Source organism: Mumia sp. ZJ1417, assembly GCF_014127285.1.
Taxonomy (GTDB): domain Bacteria; phylum Actinomycetota; class Actinomycetes; order Propionibacteriales; family Nocardioidaceae; genus Mumia.
The window spans coordinates 21,075-47,541 of the sequence record NZ_CP059901.1 but is presented as its reverse complement, the minus strand read 5'-3'; the positions used below and the strand labels follow the sequence as shown (position 1 = coordinate 47,541).

General features: G+C 70.9%; 29 protein-coding genes and 1 tRNA gene. 18 read left to right on the top strand and 12 right to left on the bottom strand.

Annotated features, from left to right (window positions below):
• The gene (locus tag H4N58_RS00230; protein ID WP_167249588.1) at window positions 1-975 is read right to left on the bottom strand and encodes an NAD(P)-dependent alcohol dehydrogenase; all 975 of its coding nucleotides are present in this window, start codon (window positions 973-975) and stop codon (window positions 1-3) included.
• Between the two features lie 86 nt (window positions 976-1,061).
• On the opposite strand from H4N58_RS00230, the gene H4N58_RS00225 reads away from it, so the two are divergent.
• A complete protein-coding gene (locus H4N58_RS00225) occupies window positions 1,062-1,715 on the top strand; it encodes a TetR/AcrR family transcriptional regulator C-terminal domain-containing protein (RefSeq protein WP_167249590.1) in 654 nt (217 codons plus the stop codon).
• Between the two features lie 43 nt (window positions 1,716-1,758).
• Window positions 1,759-2,172 (top strand): VOC family protein, encoded by a 414-nt coding sequence (locus tag H4N58_RS00220; protein WP_167000806.1) that lies wholly within the window; start codon window positions 1,759-1,761, stop codon window positions 2,170-2,172.
• 6 nt (window positions 2,173-2,178) lie between these two features.
• Here the strand turns inward: H4N58_RS00220 and H4N58_RS00215 are convergent, their stop codons facing one another.
• Window positions 2,179-3,177 carry an HNH endonuclease family protein gene (locus H4N58_RS00215; protein ID WP_243845048.1) on the bottom strand — a complete coding sequence of 333 codons (999 nt, stop codon included), beginning with the start codon at window positions 3,175-3,177 and terminating at the stop codon, window positions 2,179-2,181.
• A 66-nt stretch (window positions 3,178-3,243) separates the two neighbouring features.
• Here H4N58_RS00215 and H4N58_RS00210 point away from each other — a divergent pair, with 66 nt between their 5' ends.
• The 3 genes from H4N58_RS00210 (at window position 3,244) to H4N58_RS00200 (ending at window position 4,830) form a co-directional block, all read left to right on the top strand.
• Window positions 3,244-3,660: a CoA-binding protein gene (locus H4N58_RS00210; protein WP_167249592.1), complete on the top strand. Its 417-nt coding sequence runs from the start codon at window positions 3,244-3,246 to the stop codon at window positions 3,658-3,660.
• A gap of 77 nt (window positions 3,661-3,737) precedes the next feature.
• The gene (gene arfB / locus H4N58_RS00205) at window positions 3,738-4,106 is read left to right on the top strand and encodes an alternative ribosome rescue aminoacyl-tRNA hydrolase ArfB (protein ID WP_167249902.1); all 369 of its coding nucleotides are present in this window, start codon (window positions 3,738-3,740) and stop codon (window positions 4,104-4,106) included.
• A gap of 58 nt (window positions 4,107-4,164) precedes the next feature.
• Window positions 4,165-4,830 (top strand): hypothetical protein, encoded by a 666-nt coding sequence (locus H4N58_RS00200; RefSeq protein WP_167249594.1) that lies wholly within the window; start codon window positions 4,165-4,167, stop codon window positions 4,828-4,830.
• Between the two features lie 22 nt (window positions 4,831-4,852).
• Here H4N58_RS00200 and H4N58_RS00195 read toward each other — a convergent pair whose 3' ends face one another.
• Together H4N58_RS00195 and H4N58_RS00190 are read right to left on the bottom strand one after the other, a co-directional pair.
• Window positions 4,853-5,263 carry a GNAT family N-acetyltransferase gene (locus H4N58_RS00195; protein WP_167002195.1) on the bottom strand — a complete coding sequence of 137 codons (411 nt, stop codon included), beginning with the start codon at window positions 5,261-5,263 and terminating at the stop codon, window positions 4,853-4,855.
• 5 nt (window positions 5,264-5,268) lie between these two features.
• The gene (locus tag H4N58_RS00190) at window positions 5,269-5,748 is read right to left on the bottom strand and encodes a hypothetical protein (protein ID WP_167249596.1); all 480 of its coding nucleotides are present in this window, start codon (window positions 5,746-5,748) and stop codon (window positions 5,269-5,271) included.
• Between the two features lie 68 nt (window positions 5,749-5,816).
• On the opposite strand from H4N58_RS00190, the gene H4N58_RS00185 reads away from it, so the two are divergent.
• Both H4N58_RS00185 and H4N58_RS00180 read left to right on the top strand, forming a co-directional pair.
• Window positions 5,817-6,665 carry an alpha/beta fold hydrolase gene (locus tag H4N58_RS00185; RefSeq protein WP_208322853.1) on the top strand — a complete coding sequence of 283 codons (849 nt, stop codon included), beginning with the start codon at window positions 5,817-5,819 and terminating at the stop codon, window positions 6,663-6,665.
• Window positions 6,658-7,242 (top strand): TetR/AcrR family transcriptional regulator, encoded by a 585-nt coding sequence (locus H4N58_RS00180; RefSeq protein ID WP_167000792.1) that lies wholly within the window; start codon window positions 6,658-6,660, stop codon window positions 7,240-7,242. The genes H4N58_RS00185 and H4N58_RS00180 overlap by 8 nt, the downstream gene beginning before the upstream one ends.
• Window positions 7,243-7,278: 36 nt before the next feature.
• Here H4N58_RS00180 and H4N58_RS00175 read toward each other — a convergent pair whose 3' ends face one another.
• Window positions 7,279-10,104 carry an FAD-binding and (Fe-S)-binding domain-containing protein gene (locus H4N58_RS00175; RefSeq protein WP_208322867.1) on the bottom strand — a complete coding sequence of 942 codons (2,826 nt, stop codon included), beginning with the start codon at window positions 10,102-10,104 and terminating at the stop codon, window positions 7,279-7,281.
• A gap of 7 nt (window positions 10,105-10,111) precedes the next feature.
• Here H4N58_RS00175 and H4N58_RS00170 point away from each other — a divergent pair, with 7 nt between their 5' ends.
• Window positions 10,112-10,792 (top strand): GntR family transcriptional regulator, encoded by a 681-nt coding sequence (locus H4N58_RS00170; RefSeq protein ID WP_208322854.1) that lies wholly within the window; start codon window positions 10,112-10,114, stop codon window positions 10,790-10,792.
• 33 nt (window positions 10,793-10,825) lie between these two features.
• Window positions 10,826-11,626 carry an SDR family oxidoreductase gene (locus H4N58_RS00165; RefSeq protein ID WP_167000786.1) on the top strand — a complete coding sequence of 267 codons (801 nt, stop codon included), beginning with the start codon at window positions 10,826-10,828 and terminating at the stop codon, window positions 11,624-11,626.
• A 71-nt stretch (window positions 11,627-11,697) separates the two neighbouring features.
• Here the strand turns inward: H4N58_RS00165 and H4N58_RS00160 are convergent.
• A tRNA-Leu gene (locus H4N58_RS00160) sits at window positions 11,698-11,780 on the bottom strand.
• 147 nt (window positions 11,781-11,927) lie between these two features.
• Here H4N58_RS00160 and H4N58_RS00155 point away from each other — a divergent pair.
• The 6 genes from H4N58_RS00155 to pknB all read left to right on the top strand — a co-directional run bounded on the left by H4N58_RS00155 (window position 11,928) and on the right by pknB (window position 19,410).
• Window positions 11,928-12,881 carry a DUF3662 and FHA domain-containing protein gene (locus H4N58_RS00155; protein ID WP_167000784.1) on the top strand — a complete coding sequence of 318 codons (954 nt, stop codon included), beginning with the start codon at window positions 11,928-11,930 and terminating at the stop codon, window positions 12,879-12,881.
• The gene (locus tag H4N58_RS00150; RefSeq protein ID WP_167249604.1) at window positions 12,878-13,360 is read left to right on the top strand and encodes an FHA domain-containing protein; all 483 of its coding nucleotides are present in this window, start codon (window positions 12,878-12,880) and stop codon (window positions 13,358-13,360) included. The genes H4N58_RS00155 and H4N58_RS00150 overlap by 4 nt, the downstream gene beginning before the upstream one ends.
• A 9-nt stretch (window positions 13,361-13,369) precedes the next feature.
• Window positions 13,370-14,698 (top strand): PP2C family serine/threonine-protein phosphatase, encoded by a 1,329-nt coding sequence (locus H4N58_RS00145; protein WP_167000780.1) that lies wholly within the window; start codon window positions 13,370-13,372, stop codon window positions 14,696-14,698.
• Window positions 14,695-16,080 (top strand): FtsW/RodA/SpoVE family cell cycle protein, encoded by a 1,386-nt coding sequence (locus H4N58_RS00140; RefSeq protein WP_167000779.1) that lies wholly within the window; start codon window positions 14,695-14,697, stop codon window positions 16,078-16,080. The genes H4N58_RS00145 and H4N58_RS00140 overlap by 4 nt, the downstream gene beginning before the upstream one ends.
• Entirely contained in the window at window positions 16,077-17,552 is a 1,476-nt protein-coding gene (locus H4N58_RS00135) for a penicillin-binding protein 2 (protein WP_167249606.1), read from the top strand. Before H4N58_RS00140 ends, H4N58_RS00135 begins: the two co-directional genes overlap by 4 nt.
• A 70-nt stretch (window positions 17,553-17,622) precedes the next feature.
• A complete protein-coding gene (pknB, locus tag H4N58_RS00130) occupies window positions 17,623-19,410 on the top strand; it encodes a Stk1 family PASTA domain-containing Ser/Thr kinase (protein ID WP_167000775.1) in 1,788 nt (595 codons plus the stop codon).
• Between the two features lie 305 nt (window positions 19,411-19,715).
• On the opposite strand, the gene H4N58_RS00125 is transcribed toward pknB, so the two are convergent.
• On the bottom strand, window positions 19,716-20,012 hold the full coding sequence (locus H4N58_RS00125; RefSeq protein WP_167000773.1) for a cell division protein CrgA: 297 nt from the start codon (window positions 20,010-20,012) through the stop codon (window positions 19,716-19,718).
• A 105-nt stretch (window positions 20,013-20,117) separates the two neighbouring features.
• Between H4N58_RS00125 and H4N58_RS00120 the strand changes: the two genes are divergently transcribed.
• Complete coding sequence (locus tag H4N58_RS00120; RefSeq protein ID WP_243842838.1) at window positions 20,118-20,861, top strand: DUF881 domain-containing protein; 744 nt, start codon at window positions 20,118-20,120, stop codon at window positions 20,859-20,861.
• A 3-nt stretch (window positions 20,862-20,864) separates the two neighbouring features.
• On the opposite strand, the gene H4N58_RS00115 is transcribed toward H4N58_RS00120, so the two are convergent.
• Entirely contained in the window at window positions 20,865-21,644 is a 780-nt protein-coding gene (locus tag H4N58_RS00115; protein WP_208322212.1) for a rhomboid family intramembrane serine protease, read from the bottom strand.
• Between the two features lie 138 nt (window positions 21,645-21,782).
• The gene (locus tag H4N58_RS00110) at window positions 21,783-22,307 is read right to left on the bottom strand and encodes a peptidylprolyl isomerase (protein WP_243842837.1); all 525 of its coding nucleotides are present in this window, start codon (window positions 22,305-22,307) and stop codon (window positions 21,783-21,785) included.
• A gap of 172 nt (window positions 22,308-22,479) precedes the next feature.
• On the opposite strand from H4N58_RS00110, the gene H4N58_RS00105 reads away from it, so the two are divergent.
• Together H4N58_RS00105 and H4N58_RS00100 are read left to right on the top strand one after the other, a co-directional pair.
• Window positions 22,480-23,067, top strand: a complete 588-nt coding sequence (locus tag H4N58_RS00105) for a hypothetical protein (RefSeq protein ID WP_167000766.1) — start codon at window positions 22,480-22,482, stop codon at window positions 23,065-23,067.
• A gap of 2 nt (window positions 23,068-23,069) precedes the next feature.
• Window positions 23,070-23,846 carry an enoyl-CoA hydratase/isomerase family protein gene (locus H4N58_RS00100; protein WP_167000764.1) on the top strand — a complete coding sequence of 259 codons (777 nt, stop codon included), beginning with the start codon at window positions 23,070-23,072 and terminating at the stop codon, window positions 23,844-23,846.
• Window positions 23,847-23,852: 6 nt separating this feature from the next.
• On the opposite strand, the gene H4N58_RS00095 is transcribed toward H4N58_RS00100, so the two are convergent.
• From H4N58_RS00095 to glyA, 3 genes are read right to left on the bottom strand one after another with little or no spacing between them, the layout of a single operon-like run.
• Window positions 23,853-24,209 (bottom strand): DUF3817 domain-containing protein, encoded by a 357-nt coding sequence (locus tag H4N58_RS00095; protein WP_167000762.1) that lies wholly within the window; start codon window positions 24,207-24,209, stop codon window positions 23,853-23,855.
• Window positions 24,210-24,232: 23 nt separating this feature from the next.
• Entirely contained in the window at window positions 24,233-25,126 is an 894-nt protein-coding gene (locus H4N58_RS00090) for an SURF1 family protein (protein WP_167000760.1), read from the bottom strand.
• On the bottom strand, window positions 25,123-26,415 hold the full coding sequence (gene glyA / locus H4N58_RS00085) for a serine hydroxymethyltransferase (protein WP_167000758.1): 1,293 nt from the start codon (window positions 26,413-26,415) through the stop codon (window positions 25,123-25,125). The genes H4N58_RS00090 and glyA overlap by 4 nt, the downstream gene beginning before the upstream one ends.
• Between the last annotated feature and the right edge of the window lie 52 nt (window positions 26,416-26,467).

Genomic DNA, 26,467 nt, shown 5'->3' with positions numbered 1-26,467 from the left:
TCAGTCCTCGCGAACCGCGATGACGATCTTGCCGAGGACCTCGCCGTCCACCAACCGGCGCATCGCGTCCGGCATCGCGTCCAGCGGGACCGCCGCGTCGATCACCGGTCGGATCTCGCCGCGCGCCGCCAGGTCCGCGACCGTGGCGAGATCATGCGCCTTCGTGATCGACAGGAACGACGTGAGCCGCTGGCGGGAGAACAGCGACTGAGCGCGCGCGACCAGCTGGCGGTGGATCCCGCCGAGCATGCGGCCACCACCCTCGCCCCCGGTGATGACCAGGGTGCCGCGGGGCGTCAGCAGGTGCCTCAGGTCGGAGATCGGACGCAGGCCGCCGATGTCGAGGACGACGTCATAGCGGCCCGCGTGCTCGGCGAGGTCGTCGCGTGTGTAGTCGACGACCGGGTCCGCACCGAGCGCACGCACCCCGTCGACCTTCTCCGTACGACAGACGCCGGCGACCTCGGCGCCGAACGCACGCGCGATCTGGACCGCGTACGTCCCGACGCCGCCGGACGCGCCGATCACGAGGACACGGTCGCCTGAGCGCACGCGGCCGGCGTCGCGCACGGCATGGAGCGCCGTGACCGCAGAGACGGGCAGCGCCGCGGCCTGGACGTACGAGAGCGCGTCGGGCTTGGGCACGAGGTGCTTCGCCTTGGCGCGCGCCCGCTCGGCGTACGTGGCCGTGCCCGCACCGAGGACCGCGTCGCCGACCGCGAGCTGCGTGACGCCCTCACCGACCTCGCGGACGACCCCCGCGACCTCCATGCCGATCGGCCATCGCGGGCGGCGCACGCCCATCGCGACGCGTCCGATCAACGGACGGCCGGTCATGACGTGCCACGCCCCTCGATCGAGCCCCGCCGCATGGACGTCGAGCACGACCTCGCCTTTGCCAGGCACAGGCTCGCGGACGTCACGAAGCTCGAGGCAGTCGGCATCTCCGTACCGATCTCGGACGATCGCTTTCATCTGAACCACAACCTTACGGTGTAAGGGGACGCCTCGACGGTAGCCTTACGTCGTAAGGTCGCGCAAGACCCGTTGCAGGAGGAGCCATGGCCCGTCGCCCGCCGCTGACCCGCGAGCTGGTGCTCCGTACGGCGGTCTCCCTCGCGGACGGCTCCGGAGCCACCTCGCTCACCATGCGCGCGCTCGCTCGCAACCTCGGCGTCGAGGCGATGTCGCTCTACCACCACGTGGCCAACAAGGACGACCTGCTCGACGGGATGGTTGACCTCGTCTTCGCAGAGATCGCGCTGCCGGTCGCCGGCAAAGACTGGCGTACGCAGATCCGGCGGCGGTGCATGTCCGCTCGCGAGGTGCTCCTGCGTCACCCCTGGGCGATCGGGTTCGTCGAGTCGCGCACGGCACCCAGCCCGGCGACGCTGCGCCACCACGAGGCGGTGCTCGCCTGCCTGCGGCAGGCGGGATTCTCCGTCCGCCTCGCGGCTCACGCGTTCGCCCTGATCGACGCCCAGCTCTTCGGCCAGGTGGTGCAGGAGGTGAACCTGCCGTTCAGCGACTCGCAGGGCGCCGCCGAGGTCGCCGGCAGCATGCTCGAGGGAGCCGCACCCGTCGAGCTCCCTTATCTCACCGAGATCGCAGTGGAGCACGTGATGAAGCCCGGCTACGCGTTCGGCGACGAGTACGCGTACGGGCTCGACCTCATCCTCGACGCGCTCGAGCAGCGGCGGCTCACGGAAGCCTGAGAATCCGTTCGGCGAGACCGACGGCCCCCGCTACGGTCTGGCCATGAGCTGCCGCATCTCGCACACGACCATCGACTCGCACGACGCCTACGCCCAGTCGCAGTGGTGGAAGCAGGTCCTCGTCGGATACACCGACGTCCCGGGTGACCCGAACGAGCCCGGCCACGAGGAGTGCATGATCGTCCCGCCCACCGACGGGAGCGCGGGTGCCGCAGGTCCCGTGCTGTTCATCGAGGTCCCCGACGACAAGACCGTGAAGAACCGCCTCCACCTCGACCTGCGCCCCACCGACCGTTCACGGGACGACGAGGTCGAGCGTCTGCTTGCGCTGGGCGCGACCCAGCTCGGGGACTTCCGTCGACCCGACGGGACGGGTTGGATCACGCTCGCCGACCCCGAGGGCAACGAGTTCTGCATCCTGCGCAGCGACGCCGAGGTCGCGGCGCAGGACGGGTGAGGCGGGTCAGCGCGGAGCCCGGAACCCCGCTGCCTCGGCCTGAGCGACCGACACGAAGCACGCCTCGGGCACTGTGACCGCGTACGAGCGGGCGCCCGGCTCGTGGAAGATCCGGTCGCCCCCGTCGTCGGGGACGTTGCCCTTGATCGGAGCCTTGGCCGGGCACGTCTTGCCCGCGGGAGCGGCCGTCGCCCCGTCGGCCGGCGCACTCGCGGTGGGCTTGGAGCCCTTCGCGAAGCCCGCCGCGTACGACCACGTCGACTTCGGCAGCGGCGCGAGGTCGGCTGGGGTGCCGTCGACGCGCGTGCACCCGTCGAGGATGCCCGCGATCGCCGTCTTCATCGGGGCTGTCACCCGCAGCGTGTAGGCGTGGGCGATGCGGGTGAACCGGATGACGTAGGTGCAGCGGTATGCCTTGTTCGGCGGCAGCCACCCGTCGGGCCCGGAGTCGGACTTGCTCGAGTTGGTCGGACCGTCGACCGCGAGCAGGTTGAGCGGGTCGTTCGCGAACGTCACGCGCTTGCCGACCGGCCACTGCTGCGCGCCGAGCTGCCAGCTCAGCGACAGCGGAACCACGTGGTCGATCTGCACCGCGGAGGCATCGGCCTTGCGGAACGCGATCGTGGAGCTGGTGTAGGGGTCAGCGAGGGTGCCGGCGACGACCACGCACTTGTTGCGCTTCTCGACGTCGCGCATGTCGCGGACCAGGATGTTGTCGCGGGTGCCGCACCCGCTGCGGGTCACGTCGGCCCACGCCTGGCCGTACTGGCCGACCCGGTCGTAGCCCGTCTTGGGGGCCCGCCCCGAGACCTTCAGCCCGTCGAGCATCGCGCGGGCCTTGGCGACCTGGTCTGCGACGGCCGCCGGCGCTGAGGTTGCCGCCGGCGCTGTGGTCTCCGCCGCGGCCTGAGCGGGCTGCTCGCCCTCGACGGGACCGCAGGCCGAGACGGCGAGCAGCGAAGCGGCAGCGAGGGACAGGGCGAGACGTCGCGTACGGGGGGTCACCCGTCGGTTCTACACGTCCGCACCGACATGGGCGCCCCCGGGCTCCACAGCGCTACCGTCGACACCATGAGCACCGACTGGTACGACCCGGACGCGGTCTCGCTGATGCTGGACGACCTCCAGACGTGGGCCGTCGTCGGGCTCTCGGGCGACCCCACACGCACCGCCTACCGGATCGCCGAGACCCTCCAGGCTCGCGGCAAGCGGATCGTCCCGATCCACCCCGCCGCGCCGGTCGTCCTCGGCGAGCAGGGGTACGCGACGCTGTCCGACGTGCCGTTCCCGATCGACGTCGTCGACGTGTTCCGCCGCTCGGAGGCCGCCGGTCCGTTCGCCGACGAGGCGGTCGCGATCGGTGCGAAGGGCGTGTGGTTCCAGCTCGGCGTGATCGACGAGGACGCGTTCGCGCGGACCCGTGCCGCCGGCGTCGCGATGGTGATGGACACCTGCCCGATGATCGAGTGGGCCAAGCGGGCGTCGTGACACCGAAGGCGACAGGTCCGCTCGTCGTGCCGCCCGGCCCAGGGGTCCCGGGCGGTCTCGTGGTGCCGGAGAGTGAGATGGAGGAGCGGTTCTCGCGCTCACCCGGGCCGGGCGGGCAGTCGGTGAACACGACCGACAGCCGGGTCGAGATCGTCTTCGACGTCGACGCGTCCGAGGTGCTGACCCCGCAGCAGCGCGACCGGGTCGTCGCCGCGCTCGGGAGCACGCGCCTGAGCGTGACGGCGTCCGAGCACCGCTCGCAGCTGCGCAACCGTGTCGCCGCCCGAGAACGTCTCGCCGAACGGCTCCGTACGGCGCTCGCGCCACCGCCCCGAAGCCGTGTCGCCACCAAGCCGACCCGCGGCTCGCAGCGTCGCCGGGTCGAGGCGAAGCGACGCCGGTCGGAGACGAAGTCCGGCCGCGGGCGCGTCCGCGACACCGACTGAAGGCGTTCGCTCCTCCGGCTCGTCGCGGCGACTGTGTCGTGGGGCCTACGCTCGTCCCATGACCGACGAGCACCCCGAGAACACCGAGCCCGACCGCTGGTCCGACGAGGCGAAGGACTCCTTCGTCCGCGCCGCCGACGCCCTGAGCTCCGCGCTCCGCACCCACGCCGTCGTGGTTGCGGCAGCCGGTTCGGACATCGACGTCGCGACGATCGACGCCGCCAAGCAGGCGCTCGCCGACGCGCTGGAGGCGTACGACGAGGCGCAGTACGACTACAGCGGCACGTTCCCGCCCTTCGCGATCATCGAGGAGGACGAGGGTGGCGACGACGGCCACGACCACGACGACGCCGCGCACGACGGCGCACCGATCGACGACCAGGACGTCACGGGCGTCACGGTGCTGCAGCGCATGGACTACCGCGTGACCGACCCGCGTGCGGTCGTCGCGGCCGGCGCGGTCGCGCAGCGGCTGTCCGACGGCGAGATCGAAGGGCCGGTCACCGGTGTCGGTGAGGCGCTCTATGCGCTCGCGCACAGCCACGGGCTCGGCGGCTGGAGCCGTCTCGCCGAGACCAGCGGCATCGAGCCGGTCGCGCACGTCGCGCTCGCCGTCGCCAACGACGGCCTGCTGCCGAGCGACCCCGACGAGTGGCCGGACGACTCGCTGAGCGTGGAGGAGGGCGAGCTCCTCTTCCAGGAGGGCGCGACCTGGGTCGACTGAGACCCGCTGGACGCGGCCCGGCTCACGAGCCGGGCCGCACCATCCACCTCCGTGGATCGTCGACGACCGCGAACCCGTACCTCTCGTACAGCCCGTGGGCGTCGGCGGTCGCGAGCATCGTGCGGCGCAGGTGCAGCGCGTCGAGCGCGGCGACCACGCCGTCCACGAGCATCACCCCGACGCCCCGGCCTCGTACGGACGGCGCGACGAACACGTCGCACAGCCAGGCGAACGTCGCGCCGTCGGTGACCACGCGGGCGTACGCGACCTGCGTGCCGTCGGCGTCGTAGACACCGAAGTTGAGCGACCCATCGATCGCCGCGTCCTGCACCTCGCGGGGACGACCGAGCGCCCAGTAGGCCTCCTCGCTGAGCCAGCCGTGGATGCGGGCGCGGTCGAGGCGCGCGGGGTCGTCGGAGAAGACGTACGCCATGTCGTTCACAGCCCGAGCACCAGAGCGAGGACGGCGACGACGAGGCCGGCGACCAGCGCCACGCCACCGACGACGATCCCGACCCAGGCCGACACTGGCAGCCTCTCGCGCCAGCCGTGCTCCCTGGCGATCGCCGTGATCACGGAGCGGACGTCCTCGGTCGAGCGCGTACGACCGAGCTGCCGGCCGCGGTGCACGTCCTTGCGCCAGCTCGCGTGCGGCGCACCGCTGATCCCCGCCGACCACCGGACGGTCGTCGCGACGTCGGTGATCACGTACGTCCCCCTGTCAGGCGTGAAGCGCAGCTCGTGCCGGATGTCCTTCTTCAGCCCCGCCTTGGCGAGGGCCCCGTGCCACCGGGCATCGGCGAGGTCCCTCTGAACGTCGACGACTCCGCTGTCGCGTCGGGTCACCTGCCACGGCGTCGGCGCGAGGACACGGGACAGCGCGTCGAACGTCGCCTGGGGGTCGGGCGCAGGGGTCACGGCGACACCGTACGACAGGGGTGGGCACGCCTTGCAAAGTTAATAGCATTAGCCGTATAGTGATGGACATGAGCCACGCATCCGACGTCCAGCAGCTGACGCGCCCCGACGGCCGCGTCGCCTACACCGACACGGGCGAGGGCCCGGTCGTCGTGCTCGTCCCCGGCATGGGCGACCTCCGCGCGACGTACGACACGCTCGCACCCCTCGTCGCCGGCGCCGGCTACCGCGTCGTGGTCACCGACCTGCGCGGCCACGGCGACTCCGACACCGACTTCCGGGCGTACGGCGACTCCGTGACGGCGGCGGACCTGGTCGCTCTCGTGGAGCACCTCGACGCCGGCCCCGCCGTGCTCGTCGGCAGCTCGATGGGCGGGTCCGCCGCCGTCATCGCCGCCGCGGACCGCCCCGACCTCGTGAGCGGCGTGGTCCTGCTCGCCGGTTTCCTGCGCGAGCCGATGTCGCCGGCGATGGGCGCCGTGATGCGCGGCTTCTACCGGATCCTCTTCGCCCGCCCGTGGGGTGGCGCCGTGTGGGCCTGGTACGTCCGCTCGATGCTCAGCAAGGGTCGTCCCACACCCGGGCTCGACGCGCGCATCGCCCTGCTGCGCCGCACCTTCGGCGACCCGGCTCGCCTGCGGGCGTTCCGCCGCCTCACCGTCGCCCTCGACCACCGCGAGGTCGAGGCCCGCCTCACCGACGTCCGTACGCCGGTCCTGGCCGTCTTCGGCGACACCGACCCGGACTTCTCCGACGCGCGCGCCGAGCTCGCCTTCGCCCGCGAGACGCTCGGTGCCGACGGCATCGTGCTCGAGCAGGTCGGTCACTATCCGCACCTCCAGGCGCGCGACGAGGTGCTCGCCGTCCTCCTCCCGTTCCTTGCAGCCACGACCCGCGAGGACGACGCCGATGCCTAGGGCGGGACTCAACCGCGAGCGGGTGGTCGCCGTAGGGTTCGACGTGGTCGATCTCGGCGGTCGTACGGGCTTCGCCGACCTCACCCTCGCAGCGGTCGCCTCGGCGTCCGGGGTCTCGACGCCCAGCCTCTACAAGCACGTCGCGTCGCTGGCTGCCCTGCGCCGGGACATCGCCGTACGGGCGGTCGAAGAGCTCGTCCGGACGACGAGCCGCGCGACCGTGGGCCGCTCGGGGCCGGAGGCGATCCGGGCGCTCGGGCACGCGATGCGCGACTACGCCCGCGCGCACCCCGGGCGCTATGCGGCGACCCAGGTCGCCGCCGATCCCGACGACCCGGACGACGCCTCGCTGGCGGCGGCGGGCGCCGACGCCGTCGCCGTCCTCGCAGCGGTGGTCCGCGGTGCCGGGGTGTCCGACGACCGCCTCGTGGACGCCGTGCGCATCTTCCGCTCGGCCATGCACGGCTTCGTCGTCCTCGAGCTCGACCTCGGCTTCCGCCTGCCCGACGACCTCGATGCGAGCTTCGACGCACTCCTCGACGTCGTGGTCGCCGGACTCGCGACCCTCGGCGACTGACGGGGGAGTCGTACGACGTCCTGGCCGTACCGGCTCTCAGTCCCTCGTCAGGAGCTCCGCCAGGTGCACGGCCGGACGTTCGCGCAGGTCCGCGACCTGGGTCCGGCACGAGAACCCGTCGGCCAGCACGACGGCGTCGGGCGCGGCGTCCAAGGCGGGCAGCAGGTTCTGCTCGGCGACCGCGACCGACACCTCATAGTGGCCCCGCTCGACCCCGAAGTTGCCGGCGAGCCCGCAGCACCCAGCGAGCGTCGTGACGGTCGCGCTGGTCCGCGCGAGCAGCGCCCGGTCGGCCTCCCAGCCGAGCACGGCGTGGTGGTGGCAGTGCGGCTGGGCGACGACAGTCGTGCCCGTCAGGTCCGGCGGCGTCCAGTCCTCGGCGGTCGCGAGCAGCTCGGCGACGGTCTTCGTCGCACCGGCGACCACGCGCGCGTCCTCGTTGTCGAGGAGCTCGACGGCGTCGCTGCGCAGCACCGCGGTGCAGGACGGCTCGATGCCGACGACCGGCACCCCAGCACGGACGGTCTCCGCGAGCTCGCCGACCGTACGTCCGAGGATGCGGCGGGCCGCGTCGAGCTGGCCCGTGGTGATCCAGGTCAGGCCGCAGCACAGCTGCGACGACGGCAGCGTCGGCTCGAAGCCCGCATCGCGCAGCAGTCGTACGGTCGCCTGCGCGACCTCGGGGGAGAAGGAGTTGGAGAAGCTGTCGACGAAAAGGACCACCGGGCGGCGATCGGTCGTCTCCTCCGCCACCTCGGCCGACCACCAGCGCCGGAAGGGCGTCCTCGCGAACTCCGGGATCGACCGACGCCCGTCGACACCGGCGACGAACATGGCCAGGTGCCGGATCCCCGGAAGGCGCATCATCAGGTTGGCCACGCGCGGCATCCGCCCTGCCAGGCGGCTCCACAGCGGCAGGCGTCCGAGGGTGTAGTGCGAACGCGGACGCAGGCGCCGCCGGAACTTCTGGTGCAGCGCCTCTGCCTTGTACGTCGCCATGTCGATGCCGGTCGGGCAGTCCGACCCGCAGCCCTTGCAGGCCAGGCAGAGGTCGAGCGAGTCCGCGACCTCGGGCGCACGCCAGTCGAGCGCACCCCGTACGACGTCCTGGAGCACCCGCGCCCGGCCACGCGTGCTGTCCTTCTCCTCACGGGTCGCGAGGTAGGACGGGCACATCACGCCGCCCGCCGCCGAGTTGTCCGCGCGGCACTTGCCGACGCCGGTGCAGCGGTGCACGGCCTGCGCAAGGTCGCCGTGGTCGGCCTCGTACGCGAAGGCGAGCTGCTTGCGGTACGGCGCGACGCCCGCGACGCGCACGTCGGCGTCGAACGGGTCGGGATCGACGAGCACGCCGGGGTTGAGCAGGTTGTCCGGGTCGAACGCGTGCTTGACCTGGCCGAAGAACGCGATCGCGTCGGCGGAGTACATGGTGGGCAGCAGCTCGCTGCGGGCCCGGCCGTCGCCGTGCTCGCCGGACAGCGACCCGCCGTACTCCGCGACGAGCCCCGCCGCCGCCGTGAGGAACCGGCGCAGGCGCGGCAGGCCGTCGGGCTCGTCGAGCGGGTAGTCGAGCCGCACGTGCATGCAGCCGTCGGCGAAGTGCCCGTACGGGGCAGACGTCAGCCCGTGCTCGGCGACGAGCTCCTCGAACCGCGCGAGGTAGGAACCAAGCATCTCCGGCGGGACCGCCGCGTCCTCCCAGCCGGGCCACGCGGGCTTTCCCGACGGCGCGCGGCCGGCGAGGCCCGCCCCGTCCTCGCGGATCCGCCACAGGCGTGCGGCGGTCACCGGGTCCTCGACGAGCAGCGACTCGACCCCGAGGTCCGCGTCGACGAGCGCGCGTGCGCGGTCGAGCACGTCCGTACGGTCGTCGCCGGCGATCTCGACGAAGAGCCAGGCGGCGCCGCGCGGCAGCGGGGGGATCGCCGCATCACCGCGACGCGACCGCAGGACGTCGACGAGACGCACGTCCATGCCCTCGCACGCGGTCGGGCCGTACGTCTTCACTGTCGGTGCCGCCTCGCCCGCCTTGACGATGTCGGCGAACCCGATCGCGACGAGCACACGGTGCGCGGGATCCGTTACGAGGTGGACCGTCGCCTCGGTGAGGATGCCGAGCGTGCCCTCGGACCCGACGAGCAGCTGCGTGAGGTCGAAGCGCTCGGGCAGCAGGTGCTGGACGGCGTACCCGCTGACCTGGCGGCCGAACCGGTCGAACTCCGTCCGCGCGGTCGAGAGGTAGCGACCGGCGGCGGCCCGCAGGTCGGCGAGGAGAGGCTCGGGGCCTGTCGCGAACGCGGCGCCCGCGGCGTCGTACCCGGTCACGAGCGTCTCGCCGGACGCGAGCAGGTGGGTGGAGCCACGGACGTTGTCGGACGTCCGGCCGTAGCCGAGCGCGCGGTTGCCGCACGCGTTGTTGCCGATCATGCCGCCGATGGTGCAGCGCGGGTGCGTCGACGGGTCGGGGCCGAAGCGCAGCCCGTGTGGCAGCACCGCCTTCTGGAGGACGGCGTGGACGGTGCCAGGCTCGACGACGGCGGTGCGCGCCGCAGGATCGACGGCGAGGACGCGGTTCATGTGGCGGCTGAAGTCGAGCACGATGCCCCGCCCGATCGCGTTGCCCGCGATGGACGTGCCGGCCCCCCGCGCGGTCAGTGGGACACCGTGCTCCTTAGCGAGCGCGAGCGTCGCCGCCACGTCGGCGGCATCGCGCGGGCGGACGACCGCGAGCGGGGGGATCCGGTAGAGCGAGGCGTCGGAGGCGTACATCGCCTTCGTGCCGTCGTCGTCGTGCACCTCGAGGCCGGCGCGGCGCAGGGCGGCCGTGGTGTCGCGCGTGTCAGTCACCGTCACGAGTAACATGTTACTCATGCCCTCGTTGACCGACTCCGTGGTGGCGCACGTCCGTGACGGGATCCGACACCAGCAGTACGTCCCGGGGGAGATCTACTCCGTCTACCAATTGGCCGACGCGCTCGGCGTCTCGCGCAGCCCCGTACGCGAGGCGATGGTGCGGCTCTCCGAGGCAGGGCTGATCGAGATCGCCCGCAACCGCGGCTTCCGCGTGGTGCTCCCGCAGGCGCGCGACGTCGCCGAGATCTTCGCCGTACGACTCGCGCTCGAGCCCGCAGCGGCACGGCGGTGCGGCGAGCGCGGCGTCGACCTGTCCGGCCCGTACGCGGCACTAGTCGAGGCCGAGCAGCGCGGCGACGAGCCGGCGTTCTGGGAGGCCGACCAGGCGCTTCACGAGGCGGTCCTCCACGGGTCCGGCAACGTCCGCGCCGCGGCGATCGTCGCCTCCCTGCGTGCGACCACAGCGCTCCTCGGTCCGCCGACCTCACACGCGGGGCGGTCGCTGCACGAGATCCGCATCGAGCACGCGCCGATCGTCGAGGCGCTCGCCCGGCACGACGGCCCGGCCGCGGAGGCGGCGATGCGGACTCACCTCGTACGGACGGGGCGGATGCTCGTCGGCCAGCTCGCCGGGGCCACGCCGGACGCGGCCGCGGTGGACGAGCTCTGGGACGACGTGGTCGGGCATTCCCTCTAGCGGAACGTCGTCACTATCATATACGTTCCTTGCATGAAGACCGCGGTGATCACCGGCAGCAGCAGGGGCATCGGATTCGGCCTGGCAAAGGAGCTGCGAGCACGCGGCTTCGACGTCGTGGTCAGCGGACGCGGCGAAGAATCGGTCTCCGACGCCGCCAAGCGCCTGGAGCAGTCCTCCGACGCGGGGAGGGTCATCGGGCTCGTCTGCGACGTCTCCGACCCCGCCTCGGTGCAGCACCTGTGGGACGCCGCCGTCGGCGAGCTCGGCTCCGTCGACCTGTGGATCAACAACGCCGGCGTCGCCCGTACGGTCCACCCTGTGGTCGACCTCCGCCCTGAGTGGATCGTCGAGATGGTGACCTCGAACATGGTCGGCACGATCCTCGGCAGCCGTGTGGCCGTCCGCGGCATGACCGCCCAGGGTCACGGCCAGCTCGTGAACATCCTCGGTGGCGGCTCCGACGGCAAGATCCGCCCCGGCATGACCGTGTACGGGTCGACCAAGCGCGGCCTGCGGGCGTTCACCGACGCGCTGGTCCGCGAGACGGCGGACGGCCCAGTCAAGATCGCGTCGGTGAGCCCCGGCGTCGTCGTCACCGACGGCATGATCCGCGAGGCACGCGAGCTCGGTCCCGAAGGCTTCGCGCGGGTCCGCAAGGCGATGAACATCCTCGCCGACCCCGTCGAAGAGGCCGCGCCGCCGATCGTCGACATGATCCTCGCCAACCCCAAGCACGGCGCCACGCTCAAGCGCGTCGGCAGCCTCGAGCTCGGGCTCCGGTTCGCCAAGGGCGGCAAGGGCCGCGACGTCTTCGCCGGCACCGGAGTCTGAACGCCCGCCACACGTGCGCACCCCCACGAAAAAGGCTCCCGGTCGGAGATCTGACCGGGAGCCTTCGCTTGTGCGCGAGGGGGGACTTGAACCCCCACGTCCTTACGGACACTGGCACCTGAAGCCAGCGCGTCTGCCATTCCGCCACTCGCGCGATTGCGTCGTGAGTCTAACAGCCACCCCCAGCACGACAGTCAAACGGGTGGCCTCTCGACGCGCGTCCGGTGTGAGGAGCGCGGCATGTTCCCCCGGCCCGATACGATCGGGTGGACGCGCGGTCCTCTTCTCCGAGAGAGTACGCGTGTCTGTCACGACGCCCGGCACGAGCGGACAGGAGGAGGTCGCAGCGATGGGTGTGCTCCAGCGCTTTGAGCAGCGTCTCGAGGACGCAGTCTCCGGTGCGTTCGCGCGCGTTTTTCAGAGTGCGGTCCAACCGGTCGAGATCGCCGCCGCCCTGCAGCGCGAGCTCGACAACGGGGCCCAGATCTTGTCGCGCGACCGCGTGCTCGTCCCCAACGACTTCACGGTCGAGCTTGCCCAGACCGACTTCGAGCGCCTCGCCCCGTACGGAGGCACGCTCTCCGGCGAGCTGTCCGAACTGGTCCACGAGCACGTCGCCGAGCAGCACTACACCCTCGCCGGCCCGCTCAAGCTCGAGTTCGTCCACCAGCCCGACCTGACCACGGGCCGCTTCCGCATCCGCTCGCGCGCCTCCGCCGCTGTGACCCCCGCAGCTGGAGTCCGGATGACCGACACCGCCGTCGCCAAGGCACCGGTGGTGCTGGAGGTCAACGGCGTACGCCATCCCGTCGAGCCGCCCGGTGTGATCATCGGCCGCGGCACCGATGCCCAGCTGCGCATCAACGACCCCGGGGTCTCCCGCCAGCACGCGCAGGTGCGGGTCTTCCTCGAGGGCAACAGCGTCCGCGTCGCGATCGAGGATCTGGGCTCGACCAACGGCATCGTCGTCGACGGCCGCCGCGTCACGCACGCGGTGCTCTCCGACGGCTCGCGGGTCCAGCTCGGCAACACCCTCGTCGTCGTCCGCAACCCCCACGCACGACCCGGCCCTCCGGTCGGTCCCACTGGGCCGGTCGCACCGGCCGCCGGCTCGCCCGCCGGTCCCCAGTCCGGTTCGCAAGGACCCGGCTCGCACGCCGCACCACCGTCGGGCCAGGGCCGCCCCGGTGCGTACGGCGGGCACGCGCCGGCCCCACCGCCTCCTCATGCTGGCCCTCAAGGTGGTCGCTGGTGACCGAGCTGACCCTCACCCTCATCAAGCTCGGCTTCCTCGCGGTGCTCTGGCTGTTCGTGCTCTCCGCCGTCTCGGTGATCCGCTCGGACATCTTCGGCGCCAAGGTCGAGTCGCCGCGCGTCCCCAAGCAGGCCAGCCAGAAGGCGCGCGCACCCAAGGCACCCAAGGGCCGCAAACCCAAGCGCGGCATGCCGTCGACGCTCGTCGTCACCGACGGCCCCAACGCCGGCCAGCTGGTCCCGGTGACCGGCGCCGACATCCTGCTCGGACGCGGCACCGACGCGGCGATCCGGCTCGACGACGACTATGTCTCCACCCGTCACGCCCGCTTCTCCACCAACGGTGAGCAGTGGTATGTGGAGGATCTCGGGTCCACCAACGGCACCTATCTCGGCAGCCAACGCGTGACCACCCCTGTCCCGGTCGACCTCGGGGTGCCCGTACGCCTGGGCAAGACCGTGGTCGAGCTCCGGAAGTAGGCGACGCCCGTGTCCTTGCAGCAGCCCCGCCTCGCCTACACGTACGCCGCGCTGTCGGACGTCGGTCGGCGTCGCACCTCCAACCAGGACTCGGGCTATGCGAGCCCGCACCTGCTCGTCATCGCCGACGGCATGGGCGGCGCGGCCGCCGGCGACCTCGCGTCGTCGGAGGTCATGCACGTGGTGCGGCGCCTGGACGGGCCCCCGCCGGGCGACGTGATCGAGGCGCTCGCGGGTGCGGTGCACCGTGCCAACGACCGGCTCGCCGAGGTCATCGAGGACGACCCGAGCGTCGAGGGCATGGGGACCACCCTGACCGCGCTGCTGTGGAACGGTGCGCAGTTCGGGCTCGCCCACATCGGCGACTCCCGTGCCTATCTCATGCGCGACGGGCAGCTCCACCAGATCACCAAGGACCACACGCTGGTCCAGAGCCTCGTGGACGAGGGACGACTCACCCGCGAGGGCGCCCGTACCCACCCCAACCGCTCGCTGATCTTGCGCGTGCTGCTCGGGCGCGACGAGTCCGAGCCCGACCTCACCCTCATCGAGCCGCAGCTCGGCGACCGCTACCTGCTGTGCAGCGACGGTCTGTCCGACATGGTCGACGACGACGCGATCGCGGACGTCCTCCGTACGGCGCCCAACGTCGACGTCGCCGCGGTCGACCTGGTCCAGCGCGCGCTCGTCGGCGGCGGCGCCGACAACGTGACCGTGATCCTCGGCGAGATGGTCGACCCCGAAGCCCCTGTCGACCCGACGCTCGCCTGCGCCGACGAGCAGCCGATGCTCGTCGGTGCCGCCGCCGAGCAGGCCAGGCCCGGGGGCGACACGAGCACGACCGCCACGAGTCTGGACGCGATCCCGCTCCCTCCTGACGAGGTCGGCGTCAACGGCGAGCGAGGCGCCGGGGCGATCACGCGCGATATCGACCCCGAGGCGTTGCGCTACGCCCCGCGTGCGCCGCGCCGCCACATCTGGCTGCGTCGTCTCGTCGTCGTCGCGCTCGTCGTCGCCCTGCTCGCCGCGGCCGCCAAGCTCGCGTGGGACTGGACCCAGCACCAGTACTACGTCGGCACCGAGAACGGCGTCGTCGTGATCTACCGGGGCATCCAGGCCGACCTCCCGCTCATCGACGTCGACAGCGTCGAGGAGGTCTCCGACGTCCGCGTCGACGCCCTCCCGACCTTCCGCGCCAACCAGGTCAAGAAGGGCATCGCGTCCACCTCGCTGACCGACGCCCGTGACACGGTCACCACGCTGCGCGACATCGCGACACTGTGCGCCGACCCGGCACAGGCCAACCTGCCCGGCAACGAGTGCGGTGGTGCGGAGTGAGCAACCCCGCCACCACTCCCGCCGTCGTCCACCGCAAGCGTCGAGGGGCGGAGGCCCTCCTCATCGCGCTCGCGCTCGTGATCGTCATCTTCGCGTTCTGCGCCGTCGGGCTCGGCGCGCGCGGCAAGATCCCCGGGTTCGTTGCGGGGCTCGCGGTCCTTCTCGTGGTCATCGCGGTCGCGACCCACCTCGTCGTCCGCTTCGTGGCCCCGTACGCCGACCCTGTGCTCGTGCCGCTCGTCGTCGCCCTCAACGGGCTCGGCATCGCGATGATCTACCGCCTCGACCTCGCACGCCTCGACAGTCTCGGCGACGAGGCCAAGCAGTTCGCGGGCAAGCAGGTCATGTGGACGGCGATGGGCCTGGCGCTGTTCGTGGCCGTGCTGCTGATCGTGCGCGACCACCGCAAGCTCCAGGCCTACACCTACACGTTCGGCCTCGCGGCGCTCGTCCTGCTGATCCTGCCGCTGCTGCCGGTGATCGGGACGCAGATCAACGGCGCCCGGATCTGGATCCGCGTGGGGGGCTTCAGCCTGCAGCCGGGCGAGTTCGCCAAGATCTGCCTGGCGATCTTCTTCGCCGGCTACCTCGTCGTGAAGCGCGACGCCCTGGCGCTGGCGGGCCGGCGCTTCATGGGCATCGACTTCCCCCGCGGGCGCGACCTCGGCCCGATCCTCGCCGCCTGGGTGGTCAGCCTCGGTGTCCTGATCCTCCAGCGCGACCTCGGCTCGTCGCTGCTCTTCTTCGGGCTGTTCGTCGTGATGCTCTACGTCGCCACGGAGCGCCCCGGCTGGCTCGTCGTCGGCATGTCGCTGTTCCTCGGCGGCGCTCTCTTCGCCGCGACCACGTTCAGCCACGTCCAGAGCCGTGTCGACGCCTGGCTGAGCCCGTTCCCGGTGACCGACGGCACATTCCAGCTGACCCAGGGTCTGTACGGCATGGCGTGGGGCGGCCTGCTCGGACGCGGTCTCGGCGAGGGCAATCCCTACCTCACACCGTTCGCCTACTCCGACTTCATCTTCGCCTCGTTCGCAGAGGAGCTCGGGCTTGCCGGCGCGATGGCGATCCTGCTGATGTACGGCCTGATCGTGGAGCGCGGCCTGCGCATCGCGCTGCTGTGCCGTGACGCGTTCGGCAAGCTGCTCGCGACCGGCCTCGCGGTCTCGTTCGCGCTCCAGGTCTTCGTCGTCATCGGCGGCGTCACCCGGATCATTCCGCTGACCGGTCTGACCACACCGTTCATGTCGTACGGAGGCTCGTCGATCCTTGCAAACTGGGCGATCATCGCCCTCCTGCTCCGCATCAGCGACCAGAGCCGACGCCCGCCTCCGGAGGCGGCCCCGATGCAGATGGACGACGCGACCCAGGTGGTGAAGCTGTGAACCGGCCGATCCGTGTGATGTCGATCGTGTGCCTGGTGCTGTTCACCGCCCTGCTCATCGGCGTGAACTACATCCAGTTCGTCGAGGCCGACACGCTGAACGCCAAGAACGGCAACCGCCGCGTGATCGACGAGGAGTTCGCCCGCGAGCGAGGCCCCATCCTCGTCGGCGACCGCCCGATCGCCGAGAGCGTCCCGGTCGACGACCAGTGGAAGTTCCAGCGCCGCTACCCCGAGGCCAAGCTGTACGCCGACATCACCGGCTACTTCAGCTACACCTTCGGGCGCAGCGGGCTCGAGCAGTCCCAGAACGACATCCTGTCCGGCAGCGACAACCGGCTCTTCGTCAACCGCGTCGTCGACCTCATCGGGTCCAACCAACCGCGCGGCGGCAGCGTCTCGGTGACGATCAACCGCCGTGCACAGCGGGCGGCCGCCGAGGGGATCGAGAACCTGCCCGGCAACGCCAAGGGCGCCGTCGTCGCGCTCGATCCGAGCACCGGCGCGATCCTCGCGATGACCGGCAGCCCCACCTACAACCCCAACCTCCTCGCCAGCCACAACCTGGACGAGGTATCGAAGGCCTGGAAGCGGCTCGACGCCGACAAGGACAAGCCGATGCTCAACCGGAGCACGCAGCAGATCCTGCCGCCGGGCTCGACCTTCAAGATCGTCACCGCCGCGGCGGCCATGGAGAAGCTCAACCTGAACCCCGACAGCGTCGTCAAGGGTGGACGCGGACTGACCGCGCCCGGTTTCGGGTCGTACGTGCTCCGCAACCAGGGCGGCGGCAACTGTGGCGGCCCGCGCATCACGCTGACCCAGGCCCTCGAGGTCTCGTGCAACGTCACGTTCGGCGACCTCGCCATGAAGGTCGGCCAGGACGACATGGAGCGCCAGTCCGATGCCTTCGGGTTCGGTGCGCGCGACCTCGACCAGCTCCCGATGAGCCCCAGCCAGTTCTCCTCCGACCCCGATGTCGAGCTCGAGGCGCCGCAGCTCGCGCAGAGCGGCATCGGCCAGTTCGAGGTCGCGGCGACGCCGCTGCAGATGGCGATGGCCACCGGAGCGATCGCCAACGGCGGTGCCCTCATGAAGCCCTACCTCGTCTCGACCGTCCGCTCGCCCGACCTCAAGACGATCGAGACGGCCAAGCCCGAGAAGATCCGCGACGCGGTCTCCAGCCGTACGGCGACGGGCCTGTCGCAGATGCTCGTCGACGTCGTCGAGAACGGCACCGGCGGGTCTGCGGCGATCCCGGGGATCGAGGTCGGAGGCAAGACCGGCACGGCGCAGTCGACCGCCGACCGCCCGCCGTACGCATGGTTCATCTCGTTCGCCCCGGCAGACGACCCCAAGGTTGCGGTCGCTGTCGTCGTCGAGTCGTCGAGCACTGGTCGCGACGACATCTCGGGCGGCCGCCTGGCCGGCCCGATCGCCCGATCAGTGATGCAGGCGGTGCTCGACCGATGAACGTCGATGCTCGGGACTTCACCGCCGAGCCGCTATTTTTGAGCAGTTGCCATGAAGGAAGCAGGAGACGATGACCGAAACGCCCACCGGCCCGGGTCAGGGCTACGCAGGGCCTCCGGGTGCGTACGGCCGCCTCGGCGACCGCTACGAGATCGGCGGTCTGCTGGGCAGTGGCGGTATGGCCGAGGTCCGGATCGGACGCGACCTGCGGCTCGGCCGCACCGTGGCGATCAAGCGCCTGCGCATCGACCTGGCCAGCGACCCGACCTTCCTCGCGCGCTTCCGGCGCGAGGCGCAGTCCGCAGCCGCCCTCAACCACCCCTCGATCGTCGCCGTCTACGACACCGGTGAGGCCACCGGCCCCGACGGCCACACCGTGCCGTTCATCGTCATGGAGTACGTCGAGGGTCGGACGCTGCGCGACCTCCTTCGCGAGATGGAGCGCGAGGGGCGCAAGATCCTCCCCGAGCGCACCCTTGAGATCACCGCAGACATCCTGGCGGCGCTGGACTACAGCCACCGTGCCGGCATCATCCACCGTGACATCAAGCCCGCCAACGTGATGCTCACGCCGTCGGGCCAGGTCAAGGTGATGGACTTCGGCATCGCCCGTGCCATCGCCGACACCTCGTCGGCGATGACGCAGACCGCCGCCGTCGTCGGCACCGCGCAATATCTCTCGCCCGAGCAGGCGCGCGGCGAGACCGTCGACGCGCGCAGCGACATCTACTCGACCGGCTGCCTCCTTTACGAGCTGCTGACCGGCCGCCCGCCGTTCCAGGGCGACAGCCCCGTCTCGGTGGCCTATCAGCACGTCCGCGAGGTGGCACCGCCGCCGTCGACGTTCAACCCCGAAGTCAGCCCGGCCGTCGACCGCGTCGTTGCGACGGCGCTCGCCAAGCGCACCGATGAGCGCTACCAGAGCGCGGCCGCGATGCGTGCCGACATCGAGCGTGTCCTCGCCGGCCAGCCGACCGCCGCCTCGGCCGCTCCGACCGCGCAGTACGCCCCGGTCCCGGCGGCTCCGGCCACCGAGGCACTGGCCCCTGCCAACCTCCCCCCGGCCTCGGACGAGGACGAGGGCAAGAGCAAGCGCTGGATCTGGGTCGTCTCGGCCATCGCGGCCCTGCTCGTCATCGGCCTGGCAGCGTGGGGCATCCCCAAGCTGATGGGCGAGAACGAGCCGCCTGTCGAGATGGTCACGGTGCCCGACGTCACCGGCAAGACCCAGGAGGCCGCCGAGCGCGAGCTCACCGGCGAGACGTATGGCTTCGAGACGACCGTCAGCACCCAGCCCAGCTCTGACATCGACAAGGGCGAGGTGATCGCGACCGACCCGGCCGCCGAGGCCGAGGTCAAGAAGGGCAGCGACGTCGAGATCATCGTCAGTGCCGGACCTGAGCGGGTCGAGGTCCCGTACCTCGTCGGCAAGCGCCTCAAGGAGGCCCGCGCCGAGCTCGAGGCTCTGGGCCTGAAGTCGGACGTCGTCCAGCAGGAGAGCGACGCCCCCAAGAACGAGGTCCTCAAGACCGATCCCGTCCCGGGCGAACCGGTCGACCCCGGCACGTCGGTCACACTGACCGTCTCGAAGGGCAAGACCGAGGTCCCGAACGTCGTCGGCAAGACGCGCGAAGAGGCCGAGCAACTCATCCGCGACGCCGGGTTCGAGGTCCGCGTCTTCGAGACTGACTCTGACCAGCCGGCCGGCACGGTCATCGAGCAGATCCCCGGCTCGGGCCAGGCGGACCCGGGCACGCAGATCGTCCTGACAGTCTCGCGCGGTCCCCAGACGACGGATCCGAACATCCCGCCGACCGAACCGACCGATCCGATGTTCCCCGACGGTGACGGCGGCTAACCGTCTCCCGTCCGCCCAAGAGGCCCCGAGTCCTTCCGGACTCGGGGCCTCTTGCGTATGCCCTCCGCACCACACGTCTGTGGATGAAGCTGGGGAAACCCCTGTGGATCACCCAGGTCAGGGGCTGTGAACACAGTTTTCCCCGCGCTGTGGACGACGCTTTTCTTCCTATACCTCCCTGTTTGCGCCGCCCGTGAGGACGCAAAAAACCCCGGATTCCGAAGAACCCGGGGTTTTGCCTCTCCACAGGGGTTATCCCCACTGTGGAGAACTACACCGCTGTAGTTAACGGTGTCGAGGCAGCGTCACTCCCACTTCATCGCGAAGCCGAAAGCGGCCACGATGAAGCCCATCCCGATCACGAGGTTCCAGCTCGAGAGATCCTTCATGACAGGGATCTCGTTACCGGCGGTGTAGAAGGCGACGATCCAGACCAGGCCGATCACGGCGCACGCGATCATCGCCGGCGCCGCCCAGCGGTTGCCGATCTTCTTGGGCTTGACCGGGGTACGGCGGTCCGGCGTGGCGGCCTCCGCAGCGGCCTCGCGCTTGGCAGGATTGCCCGACCGTGCAGCGGACTTGTTGGACTCGGCTTCGGACACGAGGACACCTCAGAGAGACAGGCACCCCGGGGTCGGGGCGGCATGGGCAGTTGGTTCTGTCGGCTAGCGTAGTCGGCGCACCTCGGCGGAGTGAAGGAGAGCGTCGTGACCGTCCCAGACAAGGAGCCCGCTGCGCCGCGGGCACCCCTGTCGTGGCGCGTCGCTGTGCCCGTGACGACGGCCCTCGCCGGCGTCCTCTTCGTGACCAGTGCGATCAGCTCCGAGGGCGACGACCTGCGCCAGGAGAAGACCGATCTGCCCACTCTCGTCGAGCAGCGGCGCGAGAACGTCGCCTCGCAGCAGCAGGTCGTCGACGACCTCAGCGCGCAGATCGCCTCGCTCACCGACGAGGTCGACAATGCCGAGGTCTCCAAGGCCCGCAAGGAGACCCGCGCACTGCGCGGGCCGGCCGGCTTCACCGAGGTGAGCGGGCCGGGGCTCCGCATTGCGCTCGAGGACGCGCCCCGCGAGGTCGACGAGCCGGGGCTCGACCCCAACCTGCTCGTGGTGCACCAGCAGGACATCCAGGCATTCGTCAACGCCCTCTGGGAGGGCGGCGCGACGGCCGTCACGCTCCAGGGCCAGCGGCTCATCTCGACCACGGGCATCAAGTGCGTCGGCAACACCGTCATCCTGAACGGCGTCCCGTACTCACCGCCGTACGTCATCGAGGGCGTCGGCCCGATCGACGACCTGTACGGCGGGCTCTCGCGCTCCGGCGCGGTCCAGACCTACCAGGACTACGCCGACCGCTACCAGCTTGGCATGACGATCACACCGAAGGACGAGGTCGTCGCCCCCGCCTACTCGGGGACGGTCGACCTCCAGCACGCCCAGGTGGTCGAGTGACGGTCAGCTCAGCTGGAGCGTCCGCGCCACTGTCGCCCCGATGATCGCGGCCCAGATCGCGCCGAACGCTGCGCACTGGACGAGGTTGCGCCGCGCCCGCGGGGCGTACGCGAAGACCGCTCCCAGCACCAGGCCCGTGACGAAGCCGCCGAGGTGCCCCTGCCAGCTGATGTTGGGGACGATGAAGGTGATCGCCGCGTTGATCGCGACCAGCGCGAGGAGGCCGCGTACGTCCTGCCCCTGCTTGTACATGACGACGAGCGCCATCCCAAACAGGGCGAAGATCGCGCCCGATGCCCCGAGCGTCGTCTGGTGCGGTGTCGAGAGCCAGTAGACGAAGACCGATGCGGCGACGGCCGACGTGAGATAGGCCAGAAGGAACCGCGCCGTCCCGAGGTAGCGCTCCAGCACCGGACCGAACAGGTAGAGCGCGTACATGTTGAACGCGATGTGCAGGATGCTTGCGTGCAGGAAGGCTGACGAGAGCATCCGCCAGTAGGCGCCGTCGGCGACACCGTCCATCAGCGCGACCGAGCCGTCATCGAGTGGGAAAGCAGCGGAGTCGCCGAGCATCACCCCCCACTCCCAGAGCGGGGACTGCCACAAGCCGCCGGTGGCCATCATCAGCAGGAATGCGACGACGTTGAGGCCGATCAGGCTCAGCGTCACGACACCCGGACGGCCCGGAACCAGCCCGCCGCCTGCCGTACGGGCCTGACGCACCCCTGCCTGACCTTCGCGCAGGCAGTTCGGGCACTGGAAGCCGACCGAGGCCTCGCCCATGCAGTCAGGACAGATCGGTCGACCGCACCGCTGGCACGAGATGTAGGTCTCGCGGTCCGGGTGGAGGTAGCAGCGGGGCGGCACCGGCTGGGGTGCCGCCCCGGCGTCGTGCGGGGAGTGGGTCATCGACGGTGGAGGTCAGGCCTCGTCGAAGACGACCGACTCGATGACGACGGGCTCGGCGGGTCGGTCGAGCCGGCCGGTCGGCGTCGAGCCGATCGCGTCCACGACCGCCTTGCTCGCGTCGTCGGCGACCTCGCCGAAGATCGTGTGGCGGCGGTTGAGGTGCGGGGTGGCCACCGTCGTGATGAAGAACTGCGAGCCGTTGGTGTTGGCACCCGCGTTCGCCATCGCGAGCAGGTAGGGACGGTCGAACTGGAGCTCGGGGTGGAACTCGTCCTCGAACTCGTAACCCGGGCCGCCGGTGCCGTTGCCCTTGGGGTCGCCGCCCTGGATCATGAACTGGTCGATGACGCGGTGGAAGATCGTCCCGTCGTACAGGGGATCGTTGCGCTCGGCCCCCGTCTCGGGGTCCTTCCACGTCTTCGTGCCCTTGGCGAGCCCGACGAAGTTGTCCACGGTCTTCGGAGCGTGGTTCGGGAAGAGCCGGATGGTGATGTCGCCACGGTTCGTCTTGAGGGTGACGGTCGACTGGTCTGCCACGGTTGCCTCTCGCTCGGGAACTCTGGTTTCCATCTTCCCACGCGGCACCACAGCCGGACGCGCAGTGGGGGACGCCTCAGGTTAGACAGCCGCAGTTGCGGGCACCGGCACGGTGACCACGACGTCGGTACGGTGTTGACAAAGAGAACGCTGTCCATGGGAAAGGCCAACCATGTTGCTGCGCAAGAAGAAGTCCAAGAGCGAGGAGTTCGCGGAGAAGGCCGGGGAGTTCTGGGAGAGCGCGTCCCAGTCCATCTCCGAAGCGGCAACCTCGGTGGCGAGCACGGTCGGACCTCGCCTCGAAGAAGCCCGGGAAGCTGCGGCACCCGTCCTCGCTGACGCACAGGAGCGTGCTGCCGAGGCCAAGGAGCTGTCGCGCCGCAAGGCCAAGAAGGCCAAGAAGCGCGCTGCCGCCCTCGCTGCTGTCGCTGCCACCGCTGCGGCGGCGAAGGCAGAGGAGCACGCCGGCGCCGATGACGACGAGCCGAAGAAGAAGAAGAAGCACCGCCTGCGCAAGTTTGTCGTGCTCGCCGCGATCAGCGGGGCGATCGCGTTCGCGGTCAAGAAGCTGACGGCGCCTCCGTCGGGTGGCAGCTATACGCCGCCGCCTCCGCCGCCGGAGCCCGTACGCCCGACCGGCGCCACGGTGCCTGCCTCCCCGTCGGCCCCGCAGCCGCCGGAGGGTCAGGACGAGGATGTGATCGTCGACGGCGACGCCGACCCTCGCACCGGCCAGGAGCCCGGGTCCGACAAGATCTGAGGGTGACTGTCACTCTGACGTACGAGCCGAGCGGCGCCGCGATCCTCACCTTCGCGGCGCCGCCGGTGAACCTCTACTCGCTCGCGCTCCACGAGGCGTTCGAGGAGGCGCTCGACAGCCTGGCCGCAGACCCGCCGCGTGCGCTGCTGATCCGTGCCGAAGGCAAGGTCGTCTCCGGAGGGGTCGATGTCTCGCTCTTTGACGCGCAGACCTCCGCCGCTGAGGGCAAGGTCCTGTTCGACCGGATGCTCGAGCTGCCGCTACGCATCGCCGCGCTCGACTACCCGGTGGTTTTCGCTGCGCACGCGCTGTGCTTGACGTGGGCGCTCGAGGTCGCGCTCGCGTGCGACCTCATCGTGGCCTCTGACCGGGCGAAGTTCGGGCTCGTCGAGAAGGTCGTCGGCCTGACACCGACCATGGGCGGCACGCAGCGCTTCGCGTCGCGCGCCGGCATCGGCCGCGCCAAGGAGTTCGTGATGACGGGCGACCTGTACGACGCCGCGACCCTCGAGCGGTGGGGTGTCGTCAACCGGGTGCACCCCGTCGACGAGCTCGACGCGGCGGTGGCGACGCTCGTCGACTCGCTCGCCTCCGGACCGACGCGCGCCCACGCGGCCACCAAGGACGTCCTGCGCGCGGTCGAGCGGGGAGGTGTCGCCGCGGCGGACGCCGAGATCACCACGATCGCGTCCGCGCTGTACGACACCGCGGACATGCGGACGGCGATCCGCTCGTTCCTCGAGGACGGGCCGGGCCGGGCCACGTACGCCGGCCGCTGACGGACGCTACTGCGCGGCGGTGGCTTCGGCCTCGGCCTCGTACGTGGCCCAGAGCGCGCGGGTGTGCAGGGTGGCGCGGCGCTCGGCCCAGAACGACACGAACGGGATCGTCGCCAGCACCATCGTCGCGACCGTGAAGCCGACGCTCCAGCCGGCCTGCCGGGACAGGATCGCCGTGATCACGAGCAGCACCATGTAGAAGACCCCGTGGATCGGCGAGATCGACGCCGTGAACTCGCCGATGTCGTGCAGGGTCGTGCCCCCGGAGGTGACCATCTTGATGATCCAGCCGCCGACGACGGCGATCACGAAGAAGCTGACGACGAGTGCAAGGACGCGGTACGCGGCAAGTGTCTTGGGCACGCCTTCGAGAGTACCGCCGGGGTTCAACGCCCCGACGGCGACTTCTCTTCGACCGGCTCGGCCTCGCGTGCGCGGGCTCGTGCACGCGCCGCCTCCTGCGCGGCCCGCTTGGCCGCGGGGACGTGCGAGGTCGTGACCGTGCCCTCGCGCCGGATGTCCTGGCACATCCGCCACCACATGAGCAACGCGAACGCCCCGAAGATCCACCACTCGATCGCATAGAAGAGGTTGCGCGTCCCGGCGGTGGAGTCGCTCGTCGGCTCGGGAACCGTCGCCGGCGTCAGCGCGGCCGCGTCGGCGGGATCGTGGGCGGTCACGATGCCGTAGCCGCCGTACAGGTCGTACGGCATCTCGTTGACCAGGCGGGGGATGCGGATGCTGTCGAGCGTCCGGGTCTGCACGTCGAACGCCGAGCCGCGCGCGTCGCCCACCTGGAGGACCGCCTCGAGCGAGACCTCGCCCTGCGGCGTCGGCGGGAGCGCTCCTGCCTCGGCCGACCATCCGCGGACGACCAGCAGCGCGGGCTGACGATCGGCGACGGCCGGCTCCACGCCGTCGACGACGATCGGGGCGACGAGCCAGTAGCCCTCGCGGCCCTCGTGCTCGCGCCCCTCGATCCACACCTGCTCGTCGGTGGGGCCGTACGTCCCGGTGACGGTCACCGGCTGGTAGTCCGCCGTCGACGTGTACGGATCGTCCGGACCGAGCACGTCCTGGAGCGGCACCGCGACGGTCTTCGTGAGGTTCGCCTGCGCATCGTCGCGCCGTTCTTCGTACGCGCCGAGCTGCCACAACCCCATGAACGTGGTGAACGCGACGGCCACCACGAGCAGGACGTGCAGGCCCCACAGGCGTGGCGACAGCCACCCGACTGACGGGCGAGCGGAGCCGGAACGGCCGGACGGTGACCCAGTCACGCCAACGGAGCCAACGACGGATAGAGCGGGAAGCGATCGGTGAGCACCGCAACGCGCTTGCGCAGCGACTCGACGTCAGCGACCTCGGGCTTGAGCGCCTCGGCGAGGATGTCGGCGACCTCGCGGAACTCGTCGGCTCCGAACCCGCGCGTCGCGAGGGCCGGGGTGCCGAGACGGACGCCGGACGTCACCATCGGCGGGCGCGGGTCGAACGGCACCGCGTTGCGGTTGACCGTGATGCCGACCTCGTGGAGGCGGTCCTCGGCCTGCTGACCGTCGAGCGTCGAGTCGCGCAGGTCGACCAGCACGAGGTGCACGTCGGTCCCGCCGGTCAGCACGCTGACCCCGGCCTCACGCATGTCGTCAGCGCTGAGTCGCTCGGCGACGATCTGGGCGCCCTCGATCGTGCGCTCCTGACGCTCCTTGAACTCCGGCTGCGCAGCCATCTTGAAGGCGACCGCCTTGGCGGCGATCACGTGCTCCAGCGGACCACCCTGCTGACCGGGGAAGACGGCCGAGCGGATCTTCTTGCCGACCTCCTCGTCGTTGGTGAGGATCACGCCACCGCGCGGGCCGCCGAGCGTCTTGTGGGTCGTCGACGTGACGACGTGCGCGTGGGGGACGGGGCTCGGGTGGAGGCCGGTCGCCACGAGGCCGGCGAAGTGCGCCATGTCGACCATGAGCTTGGCGCCGACCTCGTCGGCGATCGCGCGGAACTCGGCGAAGTCGAGCTGGCGCGGGTACGCGGACCAGCCGGCGATGATCAGCTGCGGGCGGTGCTCCTGGGCGAGGCGGCGCACCTCGTCCATGTCGACGCGGTGGGAGGTCTCGTCGACGTGGTAGGCGACGACGTTGTAGAGCTTGCCGGAGAAGTTGAGGCGCATGCCGTGCGTCAGGTGGCCGCCGTGCGCCAGGTCGAGGCCGAGGATCGTGTCGCCGGGCTTGATCAGCGCGTGCATCGCGGCCGCGTTCGCCTGAGCGCCCGAGTGCGGCTGGACGTTGACGTACGAGGCGTCGAAGAGCGCCTTGAGGCGGTCGATCGCGAGGTTCTCGGTGATGTCGACGAACTCGCAGCCGCCGTAGTAGCGCTTGCCCGGGTAGCCCTCGGCGTACTTGTTGGTCATGACGCTGCCCTGGGCCTGCAGCGCGGCCAGGGGTGCGAAGTTCTCCGAGGCGATCATCTCGAGGGTGTCGCGCTGGCGCCCGAGCTCGGCGTCGATCGCGGCGGCGACCTCGGGGTCGAACTCGGCGAGAGTCTGGTTCAGCGGGGAGGGCTGGTTCGTGGTCATCGAGCGGACTCCTGGGCGCGGCGACGGGCGGGGGGCGTTGGTCGCCCCGCCC

Bases quoted from the DNA above. Each gene is read 5' to 3' on its own strand.
- H4N58_RS00170 (WP_208322854.1), top strand. From the start codon at position 10,112: ATGCCCTCGTTGACCGACTCCGTGGTGGCGCACGTCCGTGACGGGATC.
- H4N58_RS00105 (WP_167000766.1), top strand. From the start codon at position 22,480: ATGTTGCTGCGCAAGAAGAAGTCCAAGAGCGAGGAGTTCGCGGAGAAG.
- H4N58_RS00185 (WP_208322853.1), top strand. From the start codon at position 5,817: ATGAGCCACGCATCCGACGTCCAGCAGCTGACGCGCCCCGACGGCCGC.
- arfB (WP_167249902.1), top strand. From the start codon at position 3,738: ATGGAGGAGCGGTTCTCGCGCTCACCCGGGCCGGGCGGGCAGTCGGTG.
- H4N58_RS00115 (WP_208322212.1), bottom strand. From the start codon at position 21,644: ATGGGCGAGGCCTCGGTCGGCTTCCAGTGCCCGAACTGCCTGCGCGAA.
- H4N58_RS00195 (WP_167002195.1), bottom strand. From the start codon at position 5,263: ATGGCGTACGTCTTCTCCGACGACCCCGCGCGCCTCGACCGCGCCCGC.
- H4N58_RS00200 (WP_167249594.1), top strand. From the start codon at position 4,165: ATGACCGACGAGCACCCCGAGAACACCGAGCCCGACCGCTGGTCCGAC.
- pknB (WP_167000775.1), top strand. From the start codon at position 17,623: ATGACCGAAACGCCCACCGGCCCGGGTCAGGGCTACGCAGGGCCTCCG.
- H4N58_RS00210 (WP_167249592.1), top strand. From the start codon at position 3,244: ATGAGCACCGACTGGTACGACCCGGACGCGGTCTCGCTGATGCTGGAC.
- H4N58_RS00175 (WP_208322867.1), bottom strand. From the start codon at position 10,104: ATGTTACTCGTGACGGTGACTGACACGCGCGACACCACGGCCGCCCTG.
- H4N58_RS00220 (WP_167000806.1), top strand. From the start codon at position 1,759: ATGAGCTGCCGCATCTCGCACACGACCATCGACTCGCACGACGCCTAC.
- H4N58_RS00230 (WP_167249588.1), bottom strand. From the start codon at position 975: ATGAAAGCGATCGTCCGAGATCGGTACGGAGATGCCGACTGCCTCGAG.
- glyA (WP_167000758.1), bottom strand. From the start codon at position 26,415: ATGACCACGAACCAGCCCTCCCCGCTGAACCAGACTCTCGCCGAGTTC.
- H4N58_RS00165 (WP_167000786.1), top strand. From the start codon at position 10,826: ATGAAGACCGCGGTGATCACCGGCAGCAGCAGGGGCATCGGATTCGGC.
- H4N58_RS00180 (WP_167000792.1), top strand. From the start codon at position 6,658: ATGCCTAGGGCGGGACTCAACCGCGAGCGGGTGGTCGCCGTAGGGTTC.
- H4N58_RS00225 (WP_167249590.1), top strand. From the start codon at position 1,062: ATGGCCCGTCGCCCGCCGCTGACCCGCGAGCTGGTGCTCCGTACGGCG.